The sequence below is a fragment of the Nostoc sp. WHI genome (assembly GCF_015714725.1).
Lineage (GTDB): Bacteria > Cyanobacteriota > Cyanobacteriia > Cyanobacteriales > Nostocaceae > Nostoc.
The window spans coordinates 1-20,793 of record NZ_WBKM01000089.1 but is presented as its reverse complement, the minus strand read 5'-3'; the positions used below and the strand labels follow the sequence as shown (position 1 = coordinate 20,793).

Genomic DNA, 20,793 nt, shown 5'->3' with positions numbered 1-20,793 from the left:
TTTCCTAAAAAAGAATACCTCATAACCAGTCTCATAATCTAGTAATTTTTTGGTTAATGGCTAGTAATAATTCTTTATTAAGACCTAACTTGTGACGGGATGTAAAGTCAGGTTATATTATACTGTTCAGCCCCGCTCGGTTTACAAGCTGCCCCATGCCTACCAATACCTGACGCGAACCAGAATAGGGTCTGCGTCCGTGAGCCGCTAACATATTATCCAACATCAATACATCGCCTTGCTGCCACAGCACCAGAGCCATTTCTTGCTCGTAGTGTTCTCGCAGTTCCTCAACTATTGAGTCTTCAAGTGGAGTTCCATCACCGTAAAAACTATTAGTTGGTAGTTCGTCCTCTTGAAATGCTAGCAGCAAACCCTCTTGGATTTCTGGTTCGAGGGTGCTTATATGGAAGAACATAGCATGATTAAACCATACATCCTCACCAGTTTGAGGATGTTTTAGTATCGGCTCCCGAACTACCTTTGTTCTGAGATGTCCGCCTTCCAGCCACTCCACCTCAATATCGTTTTTTTGGCAGTATTCTTCAACTTCGGCTTTGTCTGCTGTCTGAAACACCGTTTGCCACGGCAACCCCAAGAAGTCGTAATAGTTGCGGATGTACATTACCTTTTTTTCAATAAAGCGTTGGCGGATTTGAGGATCTATCCGATTAAACACTTTGCGAGTATCAGCGATCGGGGTTTCACCGCCGATCGCAGCTGGTGTAATACAATGAAAAAAAATTCGCATCGGCCAGTTTTCTTGGTATGAATTCTCACAATGCATTGCAATTTTTTGCTCTGCTGGATATTCTGTAGAGGTATATATTTTACCAGCGATCGCTCTGCGTGGCGAAGACCGTTCCCGGTATTCAAGAGGTTCGCCTGAAAGAATGCGAATCAAAGCTTCTAAGTCGGATGAGCCATTGACATTGAAATTCCGAAATAACAAACCGCCATATTGCAACAACTGAGATTCAATAAACTCTCTATTACTAGTTGCCCATGAATGCAAGTTAAGTCCTTCGACCATAGGTTCAACTACTAAAGGTAACTTTTGATCAGGGTTTAAGAAAGATATTTTTACCAGTGTATTAGACTCTGGATTGAAAATTCCTGACATGACAGTTCTCCTTGTGCTTAGTGGCTTGGTGGTGAAAAGCTATAGCGGTTCCCAGTTGGATGCAATGCAGTAATGTTACTAGACTTGATAGTAGTTGAGACGCGGTAAGATGAGATTGTACTTAAACAAAAGTAGCGTATTGTTTACCACATTGGTCTAATTAAAATCTGTAATATATGATTTGTATAACAATACCTTTGCCAATTTACGAGGGTGAGTTGATATCTGAACTCCCTTTTCTCTGAGGCTTGGCAAAAACAATAAGTCCTAAAAATTCCTTCAAGGTTTCCCACAAGGTTTTTTAACGTATTGTCCGTAGTATCAAGGGTTTGATATTCCAAGCTACCTTATAAGCTAAACGCTTATGTATGGGTCATTTTGCCATTTTTGCCCAAATTTTTGTTGGCTCTTATTTTGGCAAAGGTATTGTATAAATTATTGTTTATATATGTATAAAATAATTACAGCTATTTTCAGTTAAATAGAGGACGCTGTAGGGGCAATTCATGAATTGCCCCTACGATAGATGTGGTTTAAATAGTGTTGACGACGGATCGCCAAGCTTAAGCACCAATGCTGCCCTCTATAACTAAAAAATAAAACAATGTCTAATAAATTGCCACAAAATGGACGACAGACATCTGTGCTAAATCTGATCCAGCAGCAACTTATGGTCATGACCCAGCAATTAGAGTTGCTCAAGAAAATCCAGCACTCAGCTGTCCCAGCATCTCAACAGCAGCATATCAAAGAATCTCTGCCAGCACATCAAAATCTGGAGTCCACTTTTGAGGAGAAAGTAATTAACCCTACTGATGGCATCCTCGACCCGATAAATCGAAGTGTTGAAGATAACCATATTAGTGCATCTTTGGCAATACATCTAGAAAATAAAAAAAATTCGACTTCAGAGTTAATTTTTCCCCTTTCTTCAGGACAACGAAACCTTTGGTTTTTGTCAAATTTAGGAGCAGACAAATCAGCAGCATACAACGAATCAGTCGTTTTGCGGTTGCGCGGTGAGTTACAAATCCCAATTCTGAAGACAGCCATGCAGAATGTAGTGGCTCGACGGGATGCTTTGCGAATAATTAGTATAAACCCAGAAGGGCAAGCGATCGCATCAAGTCTACAAGTCGAAATTCCTTGCTTGATTCTGTCTGAAAAATCAGAACAAGTCAAACAAAAGCAGGTTGATGCTTGGTTGGAGGCTGTAACAACTCAGACATTCGACCTCAATCAAGGCCCATTTTTCCGGTTGCAATTGGCACAGGTAAATCATCAAGATTATCTGATGGTTTTAGTGGTTCATCATTTAATTGCCGATGGGTGGTCAATTCAATTTATCCTTCAGGAAATAACTGAATTTTATTCCGCTTTGTGTGTTGGGAAAGAGTTGTATAAACCAGAACCTACACTTTATTCAAGTTATTTGGAATGGCTAGTAACTTTGCAGACTAGTCAACAAGTCCAGAAAGATCACGCATACTGGATTGAAGTCTGCAACACCTCGATCCCAAGTCTCACCTTACCAACAGATTACCCAAAACCAGCCAGAACCTACAAAGGTGAAAATCAAACAGTGACGCTGGACAGGGCATTTTATCAACAGCTAAAACAGTTCAGCCAAGCACAAGGGGCAACAGTTTTCATGACACTCCTGGCAGCTTGGAAAATCTTTTTATCACGACTTACTGGCCAAGAACGTTTGGTAGTAGGTATTCCGACTGCGGGGCAGATGATAATGGGAGCCAGAGATTTGGTAGGACATTGTAGTTCGGTGTTACCAATTGTCAGCAACCCAGCTGGGGATTTAGTATTTATTGAATTTTTGGCATCTGTCAAAAAAACTTTGTTTGATGTCTACGAACACCAAAACTATTTTTTTACAGACGGACTAAGCCAAGTACAGCCGCAGATAACAACCATCTTTAATATCGACAAAATGATGGATATACCAAAGCTGCACGGGCTGGAAGTTATGTTAATGCCTAGCCCAGTCTGTTTTGCCAAATTTGACCTGAGTTTGAATGGAATTCAATATCAAGATAAATTTATTTTAGATTTTACCTACCGCACTGACTTGTTTGATCATCAAACTATTAGCCACTGGTGTCGCTCTTTTCTCATGTTGTTAAAAGGGATCGTGGCTTCACCTACAAGTCGGCTATATCAACTCCCATTGATGCCACCAGAAGAACATAATCAAAAGTTTTTCTCGGAGGCTGTTACAGTATGGGATATTCAGCCTATTCATCAGCAGTTTGAGAGCCAAGTTAGTCGCAATCCTGATGCGATCGCAATTACTGTTGGCAATGAATCTATTTCATATAAACTATTAAACTATCGAGCCAATCAACTAGCGCGGTATTTAAAAGCCCAGAAACTAGACGCAAAACCGCCGATTGCAGTTTATCTCCAACATCCCATCAAAATAGCGATCGCAATCCTCGCTCTGTTTAAAATTGGCATGAGTGTAGCTGTGATTAATTCTGGGCTGAGTGCAGAGCAATTCCGGTTAGCGATGGCTAAATATGCTGAAAGTTTGCTCCTCACTGAGAGACAATTGCTTGCTTCTTTGGTTGAGCGCCAATCAGATTTAATAACGATTGATGACGATTGGCAAATTATCTCAAATAATAGTGGTGAAAATCTCCACCATGTTAATTCAGAGAGCTATATCCACTTTTGGCATCCAATTGATTGTTTGCAACTTAGCTATCTCGCTGTTTGTCATCACATAGTAGCTAGTCTACAAAAATTGCTTCCTCATAATGTTAGCGATCGCATATCCATCATCAATTGGTTTGACCTGGGAGAAAGTTTTGACATTTTGTTACATGCCTTGACTTTTGGGGCTTCTCTTGATGTAATATCTTGGCAATATCCGTCTAACTCCGAGATTATTGCTGCTTTCGAGAACAAGGCTAGTACGACAGTGTTTGCATCTGTGGAAAGTCTTGTTTCTTTGGCAAAGGCATTTTCAGCCAACCCAGAATTATTATCTGGTAAGCAGAGGTGGGTTATCCTTGATCGAGGCAAACTGAGATACGGATTAGTCACACAATTAACTAAATGTCTTGGTCAGTCAGTTGAGTTTTACAGAGTCTACAAATTACCTGCAATATCTTTGAGTTGTGCAGTAAAACGACTAGTGCCAACATCAGAGGAGCAATATTCTGTAAGTAGTCAAGCAGTTTCTTTAGGGGATGCGATCGCTCCGATGCGGTTCTCAGTCCGCGACTCCTACGCCCAACTTTTACCTGTCGGCATACCGGGGGAACTATGCGTAGAGCATCCCTTATTTAATTACGAATTACGAATTACGAATTACGAATTATTTAACCGGATTCCTACTGGCGACTTGGCTCGTCAGCGTTCAGATGGCAGCATCGAAATTACTGGGTACATAAACGGGCAAATTGATCCCAGAGAGATTGAACTAACTCTTAGCCTTTGCTCCTTAGTAAAAGAGGTTGTCGTTACTGAAAGTAAGCCTCAAGAATTTCGGGTGTATGTAGTCTTGATAAAAGACGAGTTGCAGTATCTTCAGGAAGTTGAAGAATTATTGAAAAGCTTGTTAGCCACCCCAGAAATTTTTGTTTTGATTCAAGTGGAAACGATTCCGCGATCGCACTCAGGAGATATTAACTATTCTACCTTAAGACAGATGCCAGGAGTGTCATTAAAAGCAGCAGATTTTGTCGCTTCTTTGAATACTGTAGAAAAGGCGATCGCTCATTGTATCCAACAAACTCTAAGAAAAAATTTGGTTGGCATTTATGACAATTTCTTCGATTTAGGTCTGTCGAGTTTGCAAGGAACACAACTGGTATCTAGAATCCAGGCAGAATTGGCTGTAGACATCAGCCTACGCGATTTATTTGAAGCGCCAACTGTTGCTAGTTTAGCAGCCCGAATTAGCGATCGGAAAACTCCACCTTTACCGCCAATTCAGCCTTTGCTAGCACCCACCGATTTATCAGGAACTAAACCGCAATTTTGGGATTATGAACTTTCTCCTGCTCAAAGAAGTCTTTGGCTTCACGCTCAAATGGACGAGGGCGCTATTGCCTATAACTTATCTATGTCCTTACTTTTGGAGGGAGATTTAGATGTTGCAGCTTTACAACGAGCTTTTCAAACAATAGTGGCTCGACATGAATCCTTGAGGACAACTTTTATTTTAGTAGAAGACGAACCCAAACAACGGGTGCATGAGACGATTTATATTCCTTTAGAATCCATTGATATCTCAGGAGATCAAAAGCCCTTAGAACTCGCTAGCAAGTACGGATTACAGGAAGCTCAGAAGCCTTTTGATTTAACACAATGGCCACTCATGCGGACAAAGTTGCTCAAATTGTCCGATACTAAACATATTTTTTTATTTACAATTCACCACATTATTATTGATGGTTGGTCGCTCGATATTCTGGGGCGGGAAATATTTGATTGTTATGCAGCCTATAGATTGGGACAGGAACACCAATTACCACCCTTACGCATCCATTACAAAGACTATGCAGTGTGGCACAATGCGCTCCTACAAACCGACAGATTAGCCAAACAGCGCGATTACTGGCACAATAAACTCTTGGGAGCGCAACCTGCACTAAATTTACCCACTGATTTTACTCGCCCATCAGCGCCCACATTTAAAGGCAGTGTCATCAATCTTATTTTTGATCCCTTACAAACAGCCGCTTTAAATCGCTTAAGTCGCAATTATAGTGCGAGTTTATATATGATCTTAGTAGCGGCCGTCAAAACACTCTTTTATCGGATAACTCAACACAACGATATTATTGTTGGAACTAGCTTTGCCGAACGTCCTCATCCCGACTTAGAGGGGCAAATTGGCTTTTTTATCAATCCTCTGGTTCTTCGGGATGCGATCGCTATTAATCAAAGTTTTGTGTCAGTTTTGCACCAAGTGAGGCAAACTATTCTAGAAGCTCTTGAAAACACTTTATACCCTTTCGATATTCTGGCCAACGAACTGCAACAACTAGAGCGCAACTTGCAAGGTTCATCTCTTTTTGAAGTACAAGTTGTGATGCATAACCATCCCCAAAGTCATACTCAGGGAGATCATCTCAAGGTGTCAACATTTGAGAACATTGTATTGGCGAGCAGGTTCGATTTAATCTTCAACTTTATCGAAAGAGATGACCAGCTTCAACTCGATATTGAATACAAAACGGATTTGTGGAAACCCGAACGAATTGAGGTGATGAAAGAACGTTTTTATGCTTTGGTAGTAGATATAATTACCCATCCACATAAGAAACTCGACGATCTTAACTTTCAGACTTCTTATGAAGAATCAACCGAAGAAACAGAGCTTTTATTTAACCTTGATTTTTAGGAGTAAGTAAAGCGGCATAAATAATTAAAGGTTTGTAGTGAGGGCTTCAGCCCTCAAACGAGGACTTAAGTCCTCACTACAAACGAATCTCAAGATTTTTTACATTACTTAACGTACTTTGATTTATTCTCGCCTACTTACTTAGCTTCCTATGGAAATAGATGTCCGCAGAGTGATCTCCGAAGATTTTTGGATTGACCAATTAAGAGGATTTGAAGCACATTGGTTTATCCCATTTAAGAGCAAGCAAGATACCACAAGCTCCATTCAACACCATTTATTGCCCTTTCCTCAGTCGATAAATGACAGGTTAAATGAGCTAACTAAAGGTATACCGACAAATGCTTATATTTTAATTGCAACAGCAGTTTCGATTCTCCTTTCCAGATATATGGGAAGTCGGGACATTCTCATCGTTACTCCCAGACTTCTGCTCTCTCAGGCAAACAAAGATATTAAAGAAAGCATACTTTTTCTCAGATTGCAAGTTCCCAAAGACGGAAGTGTGCGGAATTTGCTCCAGACAATTCAAACTACAGTCACTCAGGCGCACAAACATCAAGACTACGATTTTGAGGCTTTAATTCGACGATTTGGTGCAGATGATCCCCTACTCCAAGTTGGGTTTAGCTACTCTGAACTAAATCAAAATAGTTCAGTTGAGGACAAGTTAACACTTCTATTTCATATAGAAAAATCCCAACAACAATACAGCCTGGCGATCGCCTACAAAGAGAGAATTTTCAACGAAGCATTTATCAGCCAAATGGCTACCCACCTGTTGCGAATTTTAGAGTTTGTGATTTGGCAGCCCGATGAAGCGATCGCTAAAATCGAACTTTTATCTGAAGCTGAACGCACAACTCTGTTAGAAGAATTCAACGCCACTCAAACATCCTACCCACACCAAAAGCAAGTTATAGATTGGTTTGAGGAACAGGTTGAGCGCAGCCCGGATGCAATAGCAATTGTTTGCCAACAGTACTCTCTTACATATCGTGATTTAAACCATCGAGCAAACCAAGTTGCAGCTGATTTGCAAAGCAAAGGTGTTGAGCCAGAAAATCGAGTTGGTTTGCTCCTGACACGTTCCGAGTATCTGATCATTGCGATTTTGGGTGTGTTGAAAATTGGGGGAGCTTATCTACCAATAGAACCGGAATTTCCCATAGAACGCATCCGCTACATGGTTGAAGATAGCGGCTGTCAAATTATTTTGAGCGAAGCAAGTCAGCAAGATAAATGGGCGGCACTAGGAAAAGTTGAGATTGCAGACATTAGAAAAATTCCCACTGACTATCTAACTAATCCCACTAGGAATACAACACCCCAGCAACTAGCTTATGTAATGTACACATCCGGTTCGACTGGTTTACCTAAAGGAGTTGCGATCGAAAACCACAGTTTAATAAATTACCTTTGGTGGGCTAGCAAATATTACTTTGAGCAAAACCCCCAACTTGGTAATATGGCGTTGTTTACCTCACCCGCCTTTGATTTAACTGTCACTACAATCTTTCTTCCGCTATTGCGGGGCAAGAAATTGTATATTTATCAAGAAAGCTCGCCCGAAGTCGTTCTAGAAACTTGTTTTCGAGAAGATACTGAGATAGATACTATTAAGTTAACTCCTTCTCATATCCAGATATTAAAATATATTCCAGTTACTCCTAGCAATATCAAACTGGTGATTGTGGGTGGTGAAGAATTAAAACCGACACACATTCAGTTACTTAAAGAGCGCAATGCGTCAATACGAATCTACAACGAGTATGGCCCTACAGAGGCAACTGTAGGTTGTACGGTAGTGGAAGCTGATATCGAAAAAATTACAATTGGCAAAGCGATCGCTAATAGCCAAATATATATTGTAAATGAGGAATTTCAACTCCAGCCTATTGGGGTAACAGGTGAAATTTGCATTGGTGGCGCAGGTTTAGCCAGAGGTTATTGGAACCGTCAAGAACTTACACAAGAGCGATTTATTGCCCATCCTTTTAGTGAAGGAAAGCGAATTTACCGGACTGGCGATTTAGGACGATGGCTGAGTGAAGGCGAGTTAGAATATTTGGGAAGAAAAGATAGCCAGGTGAAAATCCGAGGATATCGGGTTGAGTTGCAAGAAATTGAGCAGCAACTTTTAGAGTGTAGCCAAATCAATGATGTCGCAGTTATTACTACAGATTCTCAGGAAAATGGTCTAGAACTAATTGCCTATATTGTCGCCCCAGTAGAACTCAATCTAGAGAATGTGCGAATTCAGTTAAGTGAAAAATTACCAGCTTATATGATTCCCCAGCACATCATTCGTTTGGAAAAGTTGCCCTTGACGGCAAATGGTAAACTAGATTGGCGATCGCTCCCCAAAGCTGAACAACTAAAACACTTTAACTATGAAGCACCACGCGATCAACTAGAAGCGCAATTGGTAGAGATTTGCGCGGAAGTTCTTACCCAAGACAAAATCGGCATTAACGATAACTTACTTGGACTCGGAGCTAACAGTTTAAAAATAATTCAAATAGTATCTCGCGTGCGTCGTCGCTTAGGAGTGGATCTTAATTTAAAAGAAGTCTTTGCCAATCTCACTGTTAAGGAAATAGCAGAAATTGTCCGAGTCAAGCAACCGATGCAACTACCTCCTATTGAAAGAGTAGCCGTTGCAGAGAATTATGCCCTTTCCCATGCTCAACGGCAGTTTTGGGTATCCGTACAGATGGGGGCAGCGATCGCTTACAATATTCCTGGCGCAGTGCTGCTAGAGGGTTCCCTAAACAAGCAAGCACTGCTCAAAGCATTTAGTTCTTTAGTCGCACGCCATGAAGTCTTGCGAACAACTTTTATCTCCGTCAATGGTGAGCCAAGACAGCGAATAAACCAAGATATCAATTTCTGGTTAAGCGAACTTGATTTGACTGGCGAAGCAGAACCTTACAGGAGTGCCCAATCAATTATAGAAAAAGAAGTAACTCTACCATTTGACCTAGAAAAAGGTTCACTGTTTCGCGTGCATCTGTTGCAATTAGCACCAATGCAACATTTATTGGTGATCAACATTCACCATATAATCTTCGATGGTTGGTCTATCGGATTGCTTTTGCAAGAGCTGACTACTTTATATCAAGCCTATGAACAAGACCAGGAAAATCCACTTAAACTTCTGGAGTTTCAATATAAAGATTATGCAATTTGGCAAAATACCTTTTTGAATAGCAATCAGGCGCAGGTGCATCAAACCTATTGGCAACAAAAATTACAAGGTTATCGCCCATTAGACCTGCCTACCGACTATCCACGACCAGCAAATCAAACTTTTCAGGGAGCGATTATCCCCCTGAAATTATCTTCTAAATCGCTCCGTATTCTAGAGCAATTTAGTAAGCAATACCAAGTTAGCCAATTTGCGATCGTTTTAGCAGCGATCAAGGCTTTGCTGCATCGTTATACAGGCAAAGAAGATATTATAGTTGGCACACCAGTTTCCGAGCGAACTCAAACTGACTGGGAAACTCAGATTGGTCTTTATCTCAACACAGTTATTTTGAGAGATAAAGTTAACGGACAAGACAGATTTATCGATTTGATCCAAAGGGTAAAGCAGACAGCTTTAGAAGCCTTCATCCACCAAGTTTATCCTTTCGAGAAACTAGTGCAAGAGTTGCCTATTCAGCGAGATTCAAGCCGAAATCCTATTTTTGATGTTGGTTATACCTGGATGGATGAAATTGGTGTCCAGATAGACAAAATTACACTTTCCAACATCAAAGTTACCCAAATACCATTAGAGCTTGAGCAAAAGACTGCTATCACAGATTTATGGTTCTACTTTGAAAAACGTGCCGATAACATTGAAGGTTATTTAACCTACAACAGTAATTTATTTCGGGAAGAAACAGCCCATTTCATCAAACAAGCATTTATGAAAATCCTAGAACAGGTACTTCACAACCCAGAGATAGAAATTAGCACACTTAACCTTGCAAATGAAATCAAAACGAGTCCAACACAAATTACTGTGCAACTAAATTTCTAAAAGCTTTCCAGCATTGCCGAATTTAAAACTCTTACTCTCTGCGCCTCCGCGTCTCTGCGTGATATAAATTCATTCTTCAACTTAGTAAAAACTCACAAATAGTTCAAAAAAATGAATGTATTTGATAATCAGTTTTGGCAGCAACTTTCATCAATAGCTAAACCTTACTGGTATCCAGTCAACGAAGAAGGAAGAAGACTTCCAGAACTTTTGCGTTCATGGTCTACTTTAGCTATACTGCTGTTTTTGCTATTATTGTTTAATAGCATCAACGCATATAGTAGCTATATAAATCGAGATTTAATAGATGTACTCGAAGCAAAAGATTTTAAAACTTTCTTTCGTTTGTTATTGATTTACGCCAGTCTATTTGCAGCGATGGCACCGATTCTGGCTTTTTCTGAATACTTAAGAAAAATGCTCGCTCTCGATTGGTATAAATGGCTAACTAATTACATCTTGGATAAATATTTCCAAAATCGGTCTTATTATAAAATTAACTTTCAGCCGGAAATTGAAAATCCAGACCAGCGAATATCCCAAGAAATTGAGCCAATTCCCAGCATGACCCTGGAAATTGCGATCATACTTATTGCAAAAATCCTTGAGATAATTGCCTTTTTAGGAATTATCTGGTCAATTTCTAAACTAGCGGCCTTTATTTTGATTGCTTACTCTATTATCGGCAACATTTTTATCATTTTTCTGAGCCAACAATTGACTAAGATGAATGCCGATAAACTCGAAAGCGAAGGCGACTATCGGTATACTTTGGCTCATTTTCGTAACAATGCTGAATCCATTGCTTTTTTCCAAGGCGAGGCTCAAGAGGCAAGTTTAGTAAAGCAAAAACTTACTAATGTAATTGAAAATTCTGAGCGGATGATTGGGTGGCAGCGCAATCTCGAATTGTTTGCTATTGCATATCAATCTTTTCTCTATGTATTTCCGTTTTTGACTATAGCACCTTTATATTTTTACGATCAAATAGAGTTAGGAGAAGTTTCTCAAGCAAGCATAGCTTGCGCTCAATATGCAGGGGCGCTGTCAGTGATTGTGCAACAATTTGGAAATTTAGGCCCCTTTGCCAGTTTGGTTAATCGTTTAGCTGCTTTCTCCGATGCTTTGGCTGCAACCAATATCCAACAGGAACCTGTCAGTACAATTGAAACGGTGGAAGAAGATCGGATCGCCCTGGAAAATGTCAGCTTGCAAACTCCCAACTATGAGCGGGTTTTAATCCAAGATTTGTCCGTGTCAGTAACACCTGGCGTAGGATTGCTGATTGTGGGGCCTAGTGGCTGTGGTAAAAGTTCTTTGCTGCGAGCGATCGCTGGTTTGTGGAATGCAGGTACTGGTCGTCTAGTGCGGCCGAGCCTCGAAGAAATATTGTTTTTGCCTCAACGCCCTTATATGATTTTGGGAACCTTGCGCGAACAACTGTTATACCCTAACAGAAATCGTCAACTTACAGATTTGGAATTGGAACAAGTTCTACAACAAGTCAACCTCCAAGACTTGCCTGCAAGAGTCGGTGGTTTTGATGCCAATGTATACTGGGAAAATATTTTGTCATTAGGAGAACAACAGCGTCTCGCCTTTGCACGAGTGCTGGTAACACGTCCTCGCTATATCATTTTGGATGAGGCAACGAGCGCCTTGGATTTGAACAACGAGGATAGTCTCTATCAACAATTGCGACAAGCAGAAACAACTTTCATCAGTGTTGGACACCGACAAAGTTTGTTGAATTATCATCAGTTGGTTTTGGAACTCTCAAGGGATTCTAGTTGGCGGCTGGTTTCAGTTCAAGAGTACCAAAGTAATTCCAGTTGGGAAGAATAAAACCTGTATAAGACGAAAACATAGAGTTATTGTAGTGCGGGCATCTTGCCCGCATGGCATATATTTATTTGCGGGATGATTTATCTCACGCAGAGGCGCAGAGACGCAGAGAGTATAAAGAGTTTTGGATTTCAATGTATAACATTTCATCCCTTGATTCAGCAACGCCCAAATTAAATACGCAACAGCTTACTTGCTTAAAAAGTTTTGACAAAGTACCCGCTTTCTTAGCATTCTATAAATTTGATTGCTATATTAGATTAAATAACTATTCTGGCAAGGATTGAAAAGCTGTGCGGGATGATTTACAGGGCTTGGAAATTAGTCAGGAAAAATTGCAATATTTGACTAATTTGCCTGTTCATGATGAACTTTTAATTATTATAAATCCTCTCATTAAACTAGGAAAATTATATATAAAAAAAATCAAAGGTTCTGAAGGAGCAACTGTAGTTTTTATTGGATTTTCTACGTTTGTTTTTAGCTGTCTTTTATTTGATATAATTATCAAGATATTTGTCACATGGATAACAATTCCATCCTGGTTATTGTTGATTATCTTAGGTCTTTGGGTTGGTGGTCTTACACAAACTCTATTATATTTAATATGGAAAAAAAGAAGTAAGTTTGTTAAACTCAACATGACAAACTCTTTGCAAATCCTGTTAAATGATGTCGATAGATATAATAGTGTTATTAGAGCAATAGATATCAACGATCAAATACAAGAAGCTGGTAATCCAGAAGTGGTGATCAAGGAAAGAGAGCGGGTTATCGAAGCACTTAAACTCACAAAAGCTGATTTAGTTCGGGCTTTGAAAACTGAAAGGATTATGAGGGAGAATAAGAGCTTTATTCTTAGTAATACAGAACTATTTGTCAACAATTTAGCAACTTTAACAGCAATGCAAGTAACTGAACAGGCTAATGAGCATGGAAGGTTACTCAACGAAGCATTACAAATTGCATTAGATGTACAACTCGAAATGAATAGATTACAGAGTCAGGGTTAATGTAATTCGTAATGGGGATTTAGAAAGGACTCCTGAATTTATTCAGCACTCAGTAAGAGTTGGAGAAAGCCTAGATGCTCCCGATCAGCCCCTAGAAGCTGCTAAATGGGTTAACTTCCAAGCTAGTCTTTGATATTCTCAATGGCTTTTTCCATAATCATTCCCACGGTTGCGATCCCCGGTCTAACATAAAGAATATTCCTAAAGCGATCGCTCATCGGTATGGACTGGAAAGAAGTTAGAGGCAACTGGGTAATCATTCCCCGAAATCCCATAGGTATCGTTCATTTTTTAGGAGGTGCATTTGTCGCCACTGCACCGCACATTACTTATCGCTGGTTACTCGAACAACTGGCAAGTCAAGGATATGTTGTAATTGCTACGCCTTTCGTCAATACACTCGATCATACTGCGATCGCAAAATCCGTGCTGTTAAACTTTGACCGCACCCTCGAACGCTTACAGGACTCTGGGGCATTACGCAAGCTTTACTTCCCCATCTACGGTATTGGACACAGTATGGGCTGTAAGCTTCACCTCCTAATTGCTAGCTTCTTTAAAGTAGAACGCGCAGGCAATATTTTAATCTCATTCAACAACTACGCTGCTAAAGAAGCTATCCCCCTCGTAGAACAGTTTAATTCTACTTTGAAAATCGAGTTTACCCCCTCACCGTTGGAAACTAACAAGCTTGTCCAAGAGCGTTACAATATCCGGCGCAATTTATTAATAAAATTTAGTAATGACACCATTGATCAATCGGCAGCTTTAACCAAAATCTTGCAAGAACGTTTTGGTGACATGGTGACAGCACAAACTTTACCAGGAAATCACACAACACCTCTAGGTCAAGACATCAAATGGCAAACTGGAACATCTTTCACTCCTTTTGATGCCTTAGGGCAATGGTTTAAGCAAGAAGCATACCGCGACTTGAACCAGCTAAAAAGCACTATCCTCCTATGGTTGAATCCTTTGGCAGCGCCATAATGTTTTATGACTGTTAAAAAGTCATAAATTCCACACAAAAAGAGAAGTGAGTTAGTAGTATCATACAGACATACTACTAACTCCTTAACCCATACTGTATTTTTATTTTCTATTTTGCAGCAAATTATTAATTAGTGGTTCCTGCAATTTTATATGTTTCAAATACTAATAATTGATGACGACTATTCAATAAAAACACTCTTGAAAAGGATGTTGGAAAAACAGGGTTACGAGGTAATTGTTGCCAGTAGCGGCGAGGAAGGAATAGAAAAAGCGCTGGTTTACTGTCCAGCACTAATTATTTGTGATTGGATCATGCCGGGATTGACTGGACTGGAAGTTTGCCACCGGATTAAGACAAATCCCAAATTTTCCACCACATTCTTTATTTTATTAACATCCTTAGATTCCGTTGCCGATTGTGTAAAGGGGCTAGATGCTGGTGCTGATGATTTTATCTCCAAACCTATCGAGCATAATGAATTGCAAGCACGAGTAAGAGCAGGATTACGCCAGCATCAGTTGAGTCAAGATTTGCAAACCCAAAAGTTGCTTTTAGAAGCAGAAATGTCAGAAGCCGCAGAATATGTGCGATCGCTTCTGCCTTTTCCCATGACCGAACCCTTTAATATAAATTTCCGATTCATTCCCTCACGGCAACTCGGCGGTGACTGTTTCGATTACTACTGGCTCGATTCCGATTATTTGGCAATTTACTTGCTTGATACTGCCGGACATGGACTAAAAGCTACTCTTCCCTCTGTTTCAGTGCTGAATCTGCTGCGTTCCCGTGCGCTCAAAAGTCTGAATTATTATCAACCTAGTGATGTATTGAAGGCTTTGAATGATACCTTTCAGATGAATTATCAAAATGATAAATACTTTACGATTTGGTACGGAGTTTACAACCGAATCAACCGCCAGTTAATTTATGCTAGTGCAGGTCATCCCCCAGCAGTTTTAGTAACCGGCATATCTCCAAGGAAGTCTGAAGTTAAACTCTTGAAAACCCCTGGTATGCCAGTAGGGATGTTTCCAGAGGCAAAATATGTTGATGGGTTTTGCAATATTGAAAAATTCAGTACCCTTTACATTTTTAGTGACGGCGCTTATGAAATCACTAAATCAGATGGCACGCTTTGGAGTTTAGATGCTTTTATTCAGTTACTGGTTAGCTTACAACATCCCCTTGATTGCCAACTTGATCAGGTACTAAGTTATTTAATCGCTCTGAACTCCAAAGACGCTTTTGATGATGATTTATCTATCTTGCAAATTAAGTTTGATGAATTAAATCTTGGAAACTAAAATTCTGATGAAACTCTTCTTGGTTCGGAAATATTTCAAATACCCTATCCATATTAGTCAGTTCAAATAATATCCTGACTTGCTCATTAATCGAACATAGAACAAGTTGAGCATCTGCTGCCCGCAATGTTTTGAAAGCTAACACTAAAGCTCCCAAACCAGAACTATCCATAAACGTTACATCTTGAAAATCAACTAACACAATTCTCGCACCAACTTCTACAATTTCAGTAATATTTTGCCGAAACTCTTGTGAGGTTGTGGCGTTCAAATTACCACTGAGCTTAATAACTTTTATTTCTTCTCTCATAATTATGTCACGCTTGATTTGTGTAAATGAGGTTCTGATTTTGCTATTATATAGCATTTAAAAAATGCTTACAAGATAAAATTAGAATTCACTGTTGAGTAATTATTTACAAGTAATCCATAAAAACTAAGTTTTATTGTTCTAAGTATTGCTTATTTATTAGTAATTGTCCAAGATATAAATAGTTGATATCCATTTTAATTTTGTAGTTCAATATTAATCTACAAGGCGAATTTAATCCTTTTGAGATTAATGACCAAATATTTTTACAAAATTTAAATTTGCTCAGTAAAGTATCAAAATAGTCGTCATTGTAGGGTGGAACGTTTTAATGTCAAGCATTTCTAAAGAGGCGTAGGCTTTTCTGCCATAAGCTACGCGAACAGTCACAATATTACGAAAATTCCTCAAATATCAGGAGTTTCCCATCATAATCACTAATGAATACGATTGATTACTTGTGATGGTAGTCAGCATCTACATTTATTTATGTCCGATTACTTACATAATTGCAATAATTCCCATCTGGATTTAGAAACTTTACCTAAAAAATTTGGTTTCAGCAGCACCAAGCTCAAATCTACAGATTCAACAGTTTTGAAACATCAAGGTAGTAAGTTATTCTTGGCTAAGGGGAATAGTAATCACAAACTCAGCCCCACCTCCTGGTTGTGAAAGACATTCCAAAGTACCACAGTGCTTTTGCGATATAATCTGGTAACAAATAGACAACCCCATGTCCGTGCCTTTGCCAATGGGTTTGGTACTAAAGAAAAGGTCAAATAATCGCTGTTTCACTTCCTTTGACATTCCCGGGCCATTGTCGGCAATGAGAATAATTACTTTATTTGGGGACGCTTAAAAAGAACGCAAGAGATTGTATTTCGCTACGCTTGGAAGGGGAAACTTACTTAGAAATGCCGCAAGAGGTCAAATACGATCCCGGTCACATCAAAGACGTTGGCTCCCAACTGTGGCGACAGGTTTGACTGATGCAAAGGTGCTAACACTAAAAGCTTTGGGGGCGTTTGAGGAAGGCGAAAATTTGCGTCCTAACTCTCTTTAACAAGACTTACTTTAGCTCGATAAAGCAGTTTGTCGCCTTGAAGGTAGCCAGTATAGCGCACTTTGACTGTTTCACCGGGTTGGGCATTTCCCTCTATCAATTGGTGCAACTGGGGATCATAGGATATTTCGGCTCCCACGGGTGCGATCGCTTCCACTCCCCACGCCTGTAAAAGTTTTTCTAGGGGTTTCTGCACCAACGGCACTATTTTGACTGCTGCTAGCTGGGGATTTTCCTGCGCTTTCTGTGCTGCTGTTGGCCATTGCAACAACAAAGACTCCAGCAGTTGTAAAGTTGACTGCTGGAGTTCTTGTAGTAATATCTCTCGCTGCTGTTCTAATTGAAGTTGCGATCGCTGATATTCTTTTCTTAAATCTGCTATTTCTTGTAATAATTCCTGAGTAGGCGCTGCTTTTTCTTGGATCAACTCTATCGTTGAAAAAGTTGTGATTAATTCACTCAAGGGCATCTGTAGCACTAGCGACAGCTTGAGCAGCACATCTACCCGCATCTGCTCTAGCTGCGATCGCCGTAACCGCAAAATTTGGCGCTCTGAGACGCCAGCAGCGCGACTCAGAGCTTTAAAACTAGAAATACCCACCTGTTGCATTAAATCTTGCAATTTTTGGGCATTGGGCATTGAGTATTGGGCATTGGGCATTGGGTATTGGGTATTGGGTATTGGGCATTGGGCATTGGGCATTGACGATTAAGTTTTTTCTCTATTCCCTATGCCCTATGCCCCATTCCCTATTTCCTATTCTTCCAGTAAACTTCTCAACATCCAAGCTGTTTTTTCGTGTACTTGCATCCGCTGAGTCAATAAATCGGCAGTAGGTTCGTCGTTAACTTCGTCCACCACGGGGAAAATAGACCGTGCGGTTCGCACTACGGCTTCTTGCCCTTGGACTAGCAAGCCGATCATTTCCACAGCTTTAGGAACTCCTGGAGTTTCTGCAATCGAACTTAGTTTGGCATATTCGCTGTATGTTGCCGGTGCAGGATAGCCAAGCGCTCTAATTCTTTCGGCAATTAAATCAACTGCTAAGGCTAATTCTGTATACTGGGTTTCAAACATCAAATGCAATGTTTGGAACATCGGCCCGGTCACATTCCAGTGGAAGTTATGAGTTTTCAGATACAGTGTATAAGTGTCAGCCAACAGGCGAGATAAACCCTCGGCAATTTTAGCCCTACTCGCCTCGTCAATGCCGATATTTATATTTTTGACTGTAGCTTGCGATGACATAATTTTCTCCTAATTAGGTTATATGTAATTGAGTATTGGGCATTGGGCATTGGGCATTGGGCATAGGTAGGTTATTCTCCTTGTCCCCCGGCTCGCCACTCTCTATGCCAAGTGCATCTTCAAAACGCTGCGGTTAGCTTTACGGACTCTGGCTAAAATGGTTTCTTTGCCTAAACGCTGGCAAGCTTCATACCGATGGCAACCAGAAAAGCCATAATATTGTCCATCTACTTCTAGGACATCAATGGGTTCTTGCTGCCCAATCTCCGCAATCGATTCCATTAAAGCTTGCACTTTATTTGGATCGTTTGCACGGGGCAACGGCCGTTTAATTTGGTTTAATGGAATCGATTGGACTCTGACCATAAAAAGTTTATCCAACTATTTCTGTTTTGTGTCTCTAGCTAAATCATAGTCATTATGACTTCATTTTGCAACTAATGTTTGGAGCAAAACTGGTAATGGTATCATTGGAGCATTCATGCGACAAAAACACCGAACTAAAAAGCAATTGGAAAATCAGCTCCAACGCCGCATCAAGGGGCAGAATGAGGCAGCCATGAAATTTTCGTTTTGGCGTTTTTCCTACACTGTACTGACAACATTTTGCCTTTTGGGACTGACTGCTGCATCAGGGCCTAAGAGCGACATCCGGGATGTAGAACTGAAAATTGGGATTGTGCAGCGATTTGGCGAACAACCCACAGCCAAGCTGCAACTGGAACCAACAAAAGGCGATCGCTTAAAACTAAAATTTAAAACGGGCAACAAGCAGCAAGTCCTGGTTACTAAAAATCCTGTAAAGCTGGAAACTCTCATGCAAGCTTTACCCCAGGCAGCAGTTGAAGAAGTGATAGTTTTAGGCACATACCGTACTTTTGAAACTGCGGAAGACAGCGCTAACAAATGGCGTTCTCAAGGAATGAAGGTAGAAATAGCCCAGCCAGAACGCTGGCAGGTTTGGGCGAAACGGGATGTTTACAGCACTCCTTTACTGCGACGCTTGTTATTGCAGAACATCCAAGCTGCTACTCAAGAAAAAGTATATCTTGATACTAAGATTTTAAAACAAGTGCCGCGCGTGAGTTTGGTGGTGGATGGCAAGCGCTACAGCCAGAATGGTTTAGAAATCAGCACTGATAAAAACTTGATTCGGGTGAATAAAACCGAAAAATCAGAGAATGCTCGTCTTTATGCAGGGCGACTGAATTTGCAGTCAAATGCCTATGGCACATACACTCTAGTTAATCAAGTACCCTTAGAAACTTATTTGCGTGGAGTTGTACCTTACGAAATAGGCACGGATGCACCAGCAGCAGCGCTAGAAGCCCAGGCAATTCTCGCCCGCACTTATGCCTTGAGAAATTTACGCAGGTTTGCCGCAGATAACTATCAGTTATGTGCTGACACTCACTGCCAAGTTTATTATGGGCTGAATGGAGCAGCTGCCAAAACAGACCGAGCGATCGCTTCAACTAGAGGCAGGGTACTAACTTATAAAGACCAGCTAGTAGATGCCCTGTATTCTTCTACTACTGGCGGCGTTACCGCCTCTTTCAGCGATGTCTGGAATGGTGAAGATCGTCCTTATCTCCGCCCTGTACTGGATGCTGCGACTAATTTTTGGAACTTGTCTAAGCAGAGTTTAGCAGATGAAAAGAACTTCCAAAAGTTTATTAATAGGCAACAAGGATTTAATGAAAGCAAGTGGGATATGTTTCGTTGGCACAAGGAAACCCCGTTAAAGGATATTACCAAGGACTTGCAGAAGTTTTTGCTGGTGAAAAGTAGTCCGCATGGCAAATTTAAAACAATTCAGGCTATGGCAGTAGTTAAGCGAAGCCAAAGTGGACGTATCCTCGAACTTGCAGTTAAAACGGATAACAGTACCTTTATTCTTCACAAAGACGAAGTTCGCAGTGCCTTTGCCGCTCCTACAAGCACGCTTTTTTACATAGAACCTTTGAATAAAGGCAAATCAGAACTGTGGGGATACGCCTTTATTGGTGGTGGATTAGGACATGGAGTAGGCTTGAGTCAAACTGGCGCTCAAAATTTAGCTAAATTAGGTTGGTCGAGTCCGAAAATTCTGCAATTTTACTATCCCGGTACTCAGATTCAAGTTCTCAGTGAGGAGATTAAGCTCTAAGCTATTCACTATTCAAGTTGCATCTTTAGAGGATGTTTGAAAAGTCCTCTTGTCGGTATCAAAAGTTTTAGATCCCTCTAAATCTCCCGATAAATTGGGAGACTTTGATTCCGGTTCCCCCTTTTTAACCTACCGTGTACACACAAGTCTTTCCTAAAACCTCACCCTGGTTATGCTACGCAAAACCTGTCCCTCTCCTTAGTAAGGAGAGGGATGTCCGCCAGGACAGGGTGAGGTTTTCCAAGGATTTCGGGTAATTCGATGACTTGTGGAGAGGGATGTCCGCCAGGACAGGGTGAGGTTTTCCAAGGATTTCGGGTAATTCGATGACTTGTG

At 40.5% G+C, this 20,793-nt stretch carries 12 protein-coding genes and 1 pseudogene; 7 read left to right on the top strand and 6 right to left on the bottom strand.

Annotated features, from left to right (window positions below; all coding sequences use genetic code 11):
* Positions 1 to 112 precede the first annotated feature (112 nt).
* Complete coding sequence (locus F8S12_RS08960; RefSeq protein ID WP_196515959.1) at positions 113 to 1,123, bottom strand: TauD/TfdA family dioxygenase; 1,011 nt, start codon at positions 1,121 to 1,123, stop codon at positions 113 to 115.
* Between the two features lie 604 nt (positions 1,124 to 1,727).
* On the opposite strand from F8S12_RS08960, the gene F8S12_RS08955 reads away from it, so the two are divergent.
* The 6 genes from F8S12_RS08955 to F8S12_RS08930 all read left to right on the top strand — a co-directional run bounded on the left by F8S12_RS08955 (position 1,728) and on the right by F8S12_RS08930 (position 15,683).
* Positions 1,728 to 6,494, top strand: a complete 4,767-nt coding sequence (locus tag F8S12_RS08955; protein ID WP_196515958.1) for a condensation domain-containing protein — start codon at positions 1,728 to 1,730, stop codon at positions 6,492 to 6,494.
* Positions 6,495 to 6,645: 151 nt separating this feature from the next.
* The gene (locus tag F8S12_RS08950; protein ID WP_196515957.1) at positions 6,646 to 10,527 is read left to right on the top strand and encodes a non-ribosomal peptide synthetase; all 3,882 of its coding nucleotides are present in this window, start codon (positions 6,646 to 6,648) and stop codon (positions 10,525 to 10,527) included.
* Positions 10,528 to 10,638: 111 nt separating this feature from the next.
* The gene (locus F8S12_RS08945; protein WP_196515956.1) at positions 10,639 to 12,372 is read left to right on the top strand and encodes an ABC transporter ATP-binding protein/permease; all 1,734 of its coding nucleotides are present in this window, start codon (positions 10,639 to 10,641) and stop codon (positions 12,370 to 12,372) included.
* A gap of 293 nt (positions 12,373 to 12,665) precedes the next feature.
* Entirely contained in the window at positions 12,666 to 13,385 is a 720-nt protein-coding gene (locus tag F8S12_RS08940; protein ID WP_196515955.1) for a hypothetical protein, read from the top strand.
* Positions 13,386 to 13,607: 222 nt separating this feature from the next.
* Positions 13,608 to 14,375 carry a DUF1350 family protein gene (locus F8S12_RS08935; RefSeq protein ID WP_196515954.1) on the top strand — a complete coding sequence of 256 codons (768 nt, stop codon included), beginning with the start codon at positions 13,608 to 13,610 and terminating at the stop codon, positions 14,373 to 14,375.
* 153 nt (positions 14,376 to 14,528) lie between these two features.
* A complete protein-coding gene (locus F8S12_RS08930) occupies positions 14,529 to 15,683 on the top strand; it encodes a PP2C family protein-serine/threonine phosphatase (protein WP_196515953.1) in 1,155 nt (384 codons plus the stop codon).
* On the opposite strand, the gene F8S12_RS08925 is transcribed toward F8S12_RS08930, so the two are convergent.
* From F8S12_RS08925 to F8S12_RS08905, 5 genes and pseudogenes are all read right to left on the bottom strand, one after another.
* Complete coding sequence (locus tag F8S12_RS08925) at positions 15,652 to 15,993, bottom strand: STAS domain-containing protein (protein ID WP_196515952.1); 342 nt, start codon at positions 15,991 to 15,993, stop codon at positions 15,652 to 15,654. The two genes, F8S12_RS08930 and F8S12_RS08925, sit on opposite strands and share 32 nt — an antisense overlap.
* A 618-nt stretch (positions 15,994 to 16,611) precedes the next feature.
* Positions 16,612 to 16,842, bottom strand: a pseudogene (locus F8S12_RS08920) (sensor histidine kinase); the annotation flags it as partial.
* A 203-nt stretch (positions 16,843 to 17,045) separates the two neighbouring features.
* Positions 17,046 to 17,699: a nucleotide exchange factor GrpE gene (gene grpE / locus F8S12_RS08915; protein WP_442946792.1), complete on the bottom strand. Its 654-nt coding sequence runs from the start codon at positions 17,697 to 17,699 to the stop codon at positions 17,046 to 17,048.
* Between the two features lie 117 nt (positions 17,700 to 17,816).
* Entirely contained in the window at positions 17,817 to 18,308 is a 492-nt protein-coding gene (locus tag F8S12_RS08910; protein ID WP_196515950.1) for a Dps family protein, read from the bottom strand.
* A gap of 102 nt (positions 18,309 to 18,410) precedes the next feature.
* Entirely contained in the window at positions 18,411 to 18,674 is a 264-nt protein-coding gene (locus F8S12_RS08905; RefSeq protein ID WP_196515949.1) for a ParB N-terminal domain-containing protein, read from the bottom strand.
* 115 nt (positions 18,675 to 18,789) lie between these two features.
* Here F8S12_RS08905 and F8S12_RS08900 point away from each other — a divergent pair, with 115 nt between their 5' ends.
* A complete protein-coding gene (locus F8S12_RS08900; protein WP_196515948.1) occupies positions 18,790 to 20,457 on the top strand; it encodes a SpoIID/LytB domain-containing protein in 1,668 nt (555 codons plus the stop codon).
* Positions 20,458 to 20,793 lie beyond the last annotated feature (336 nt).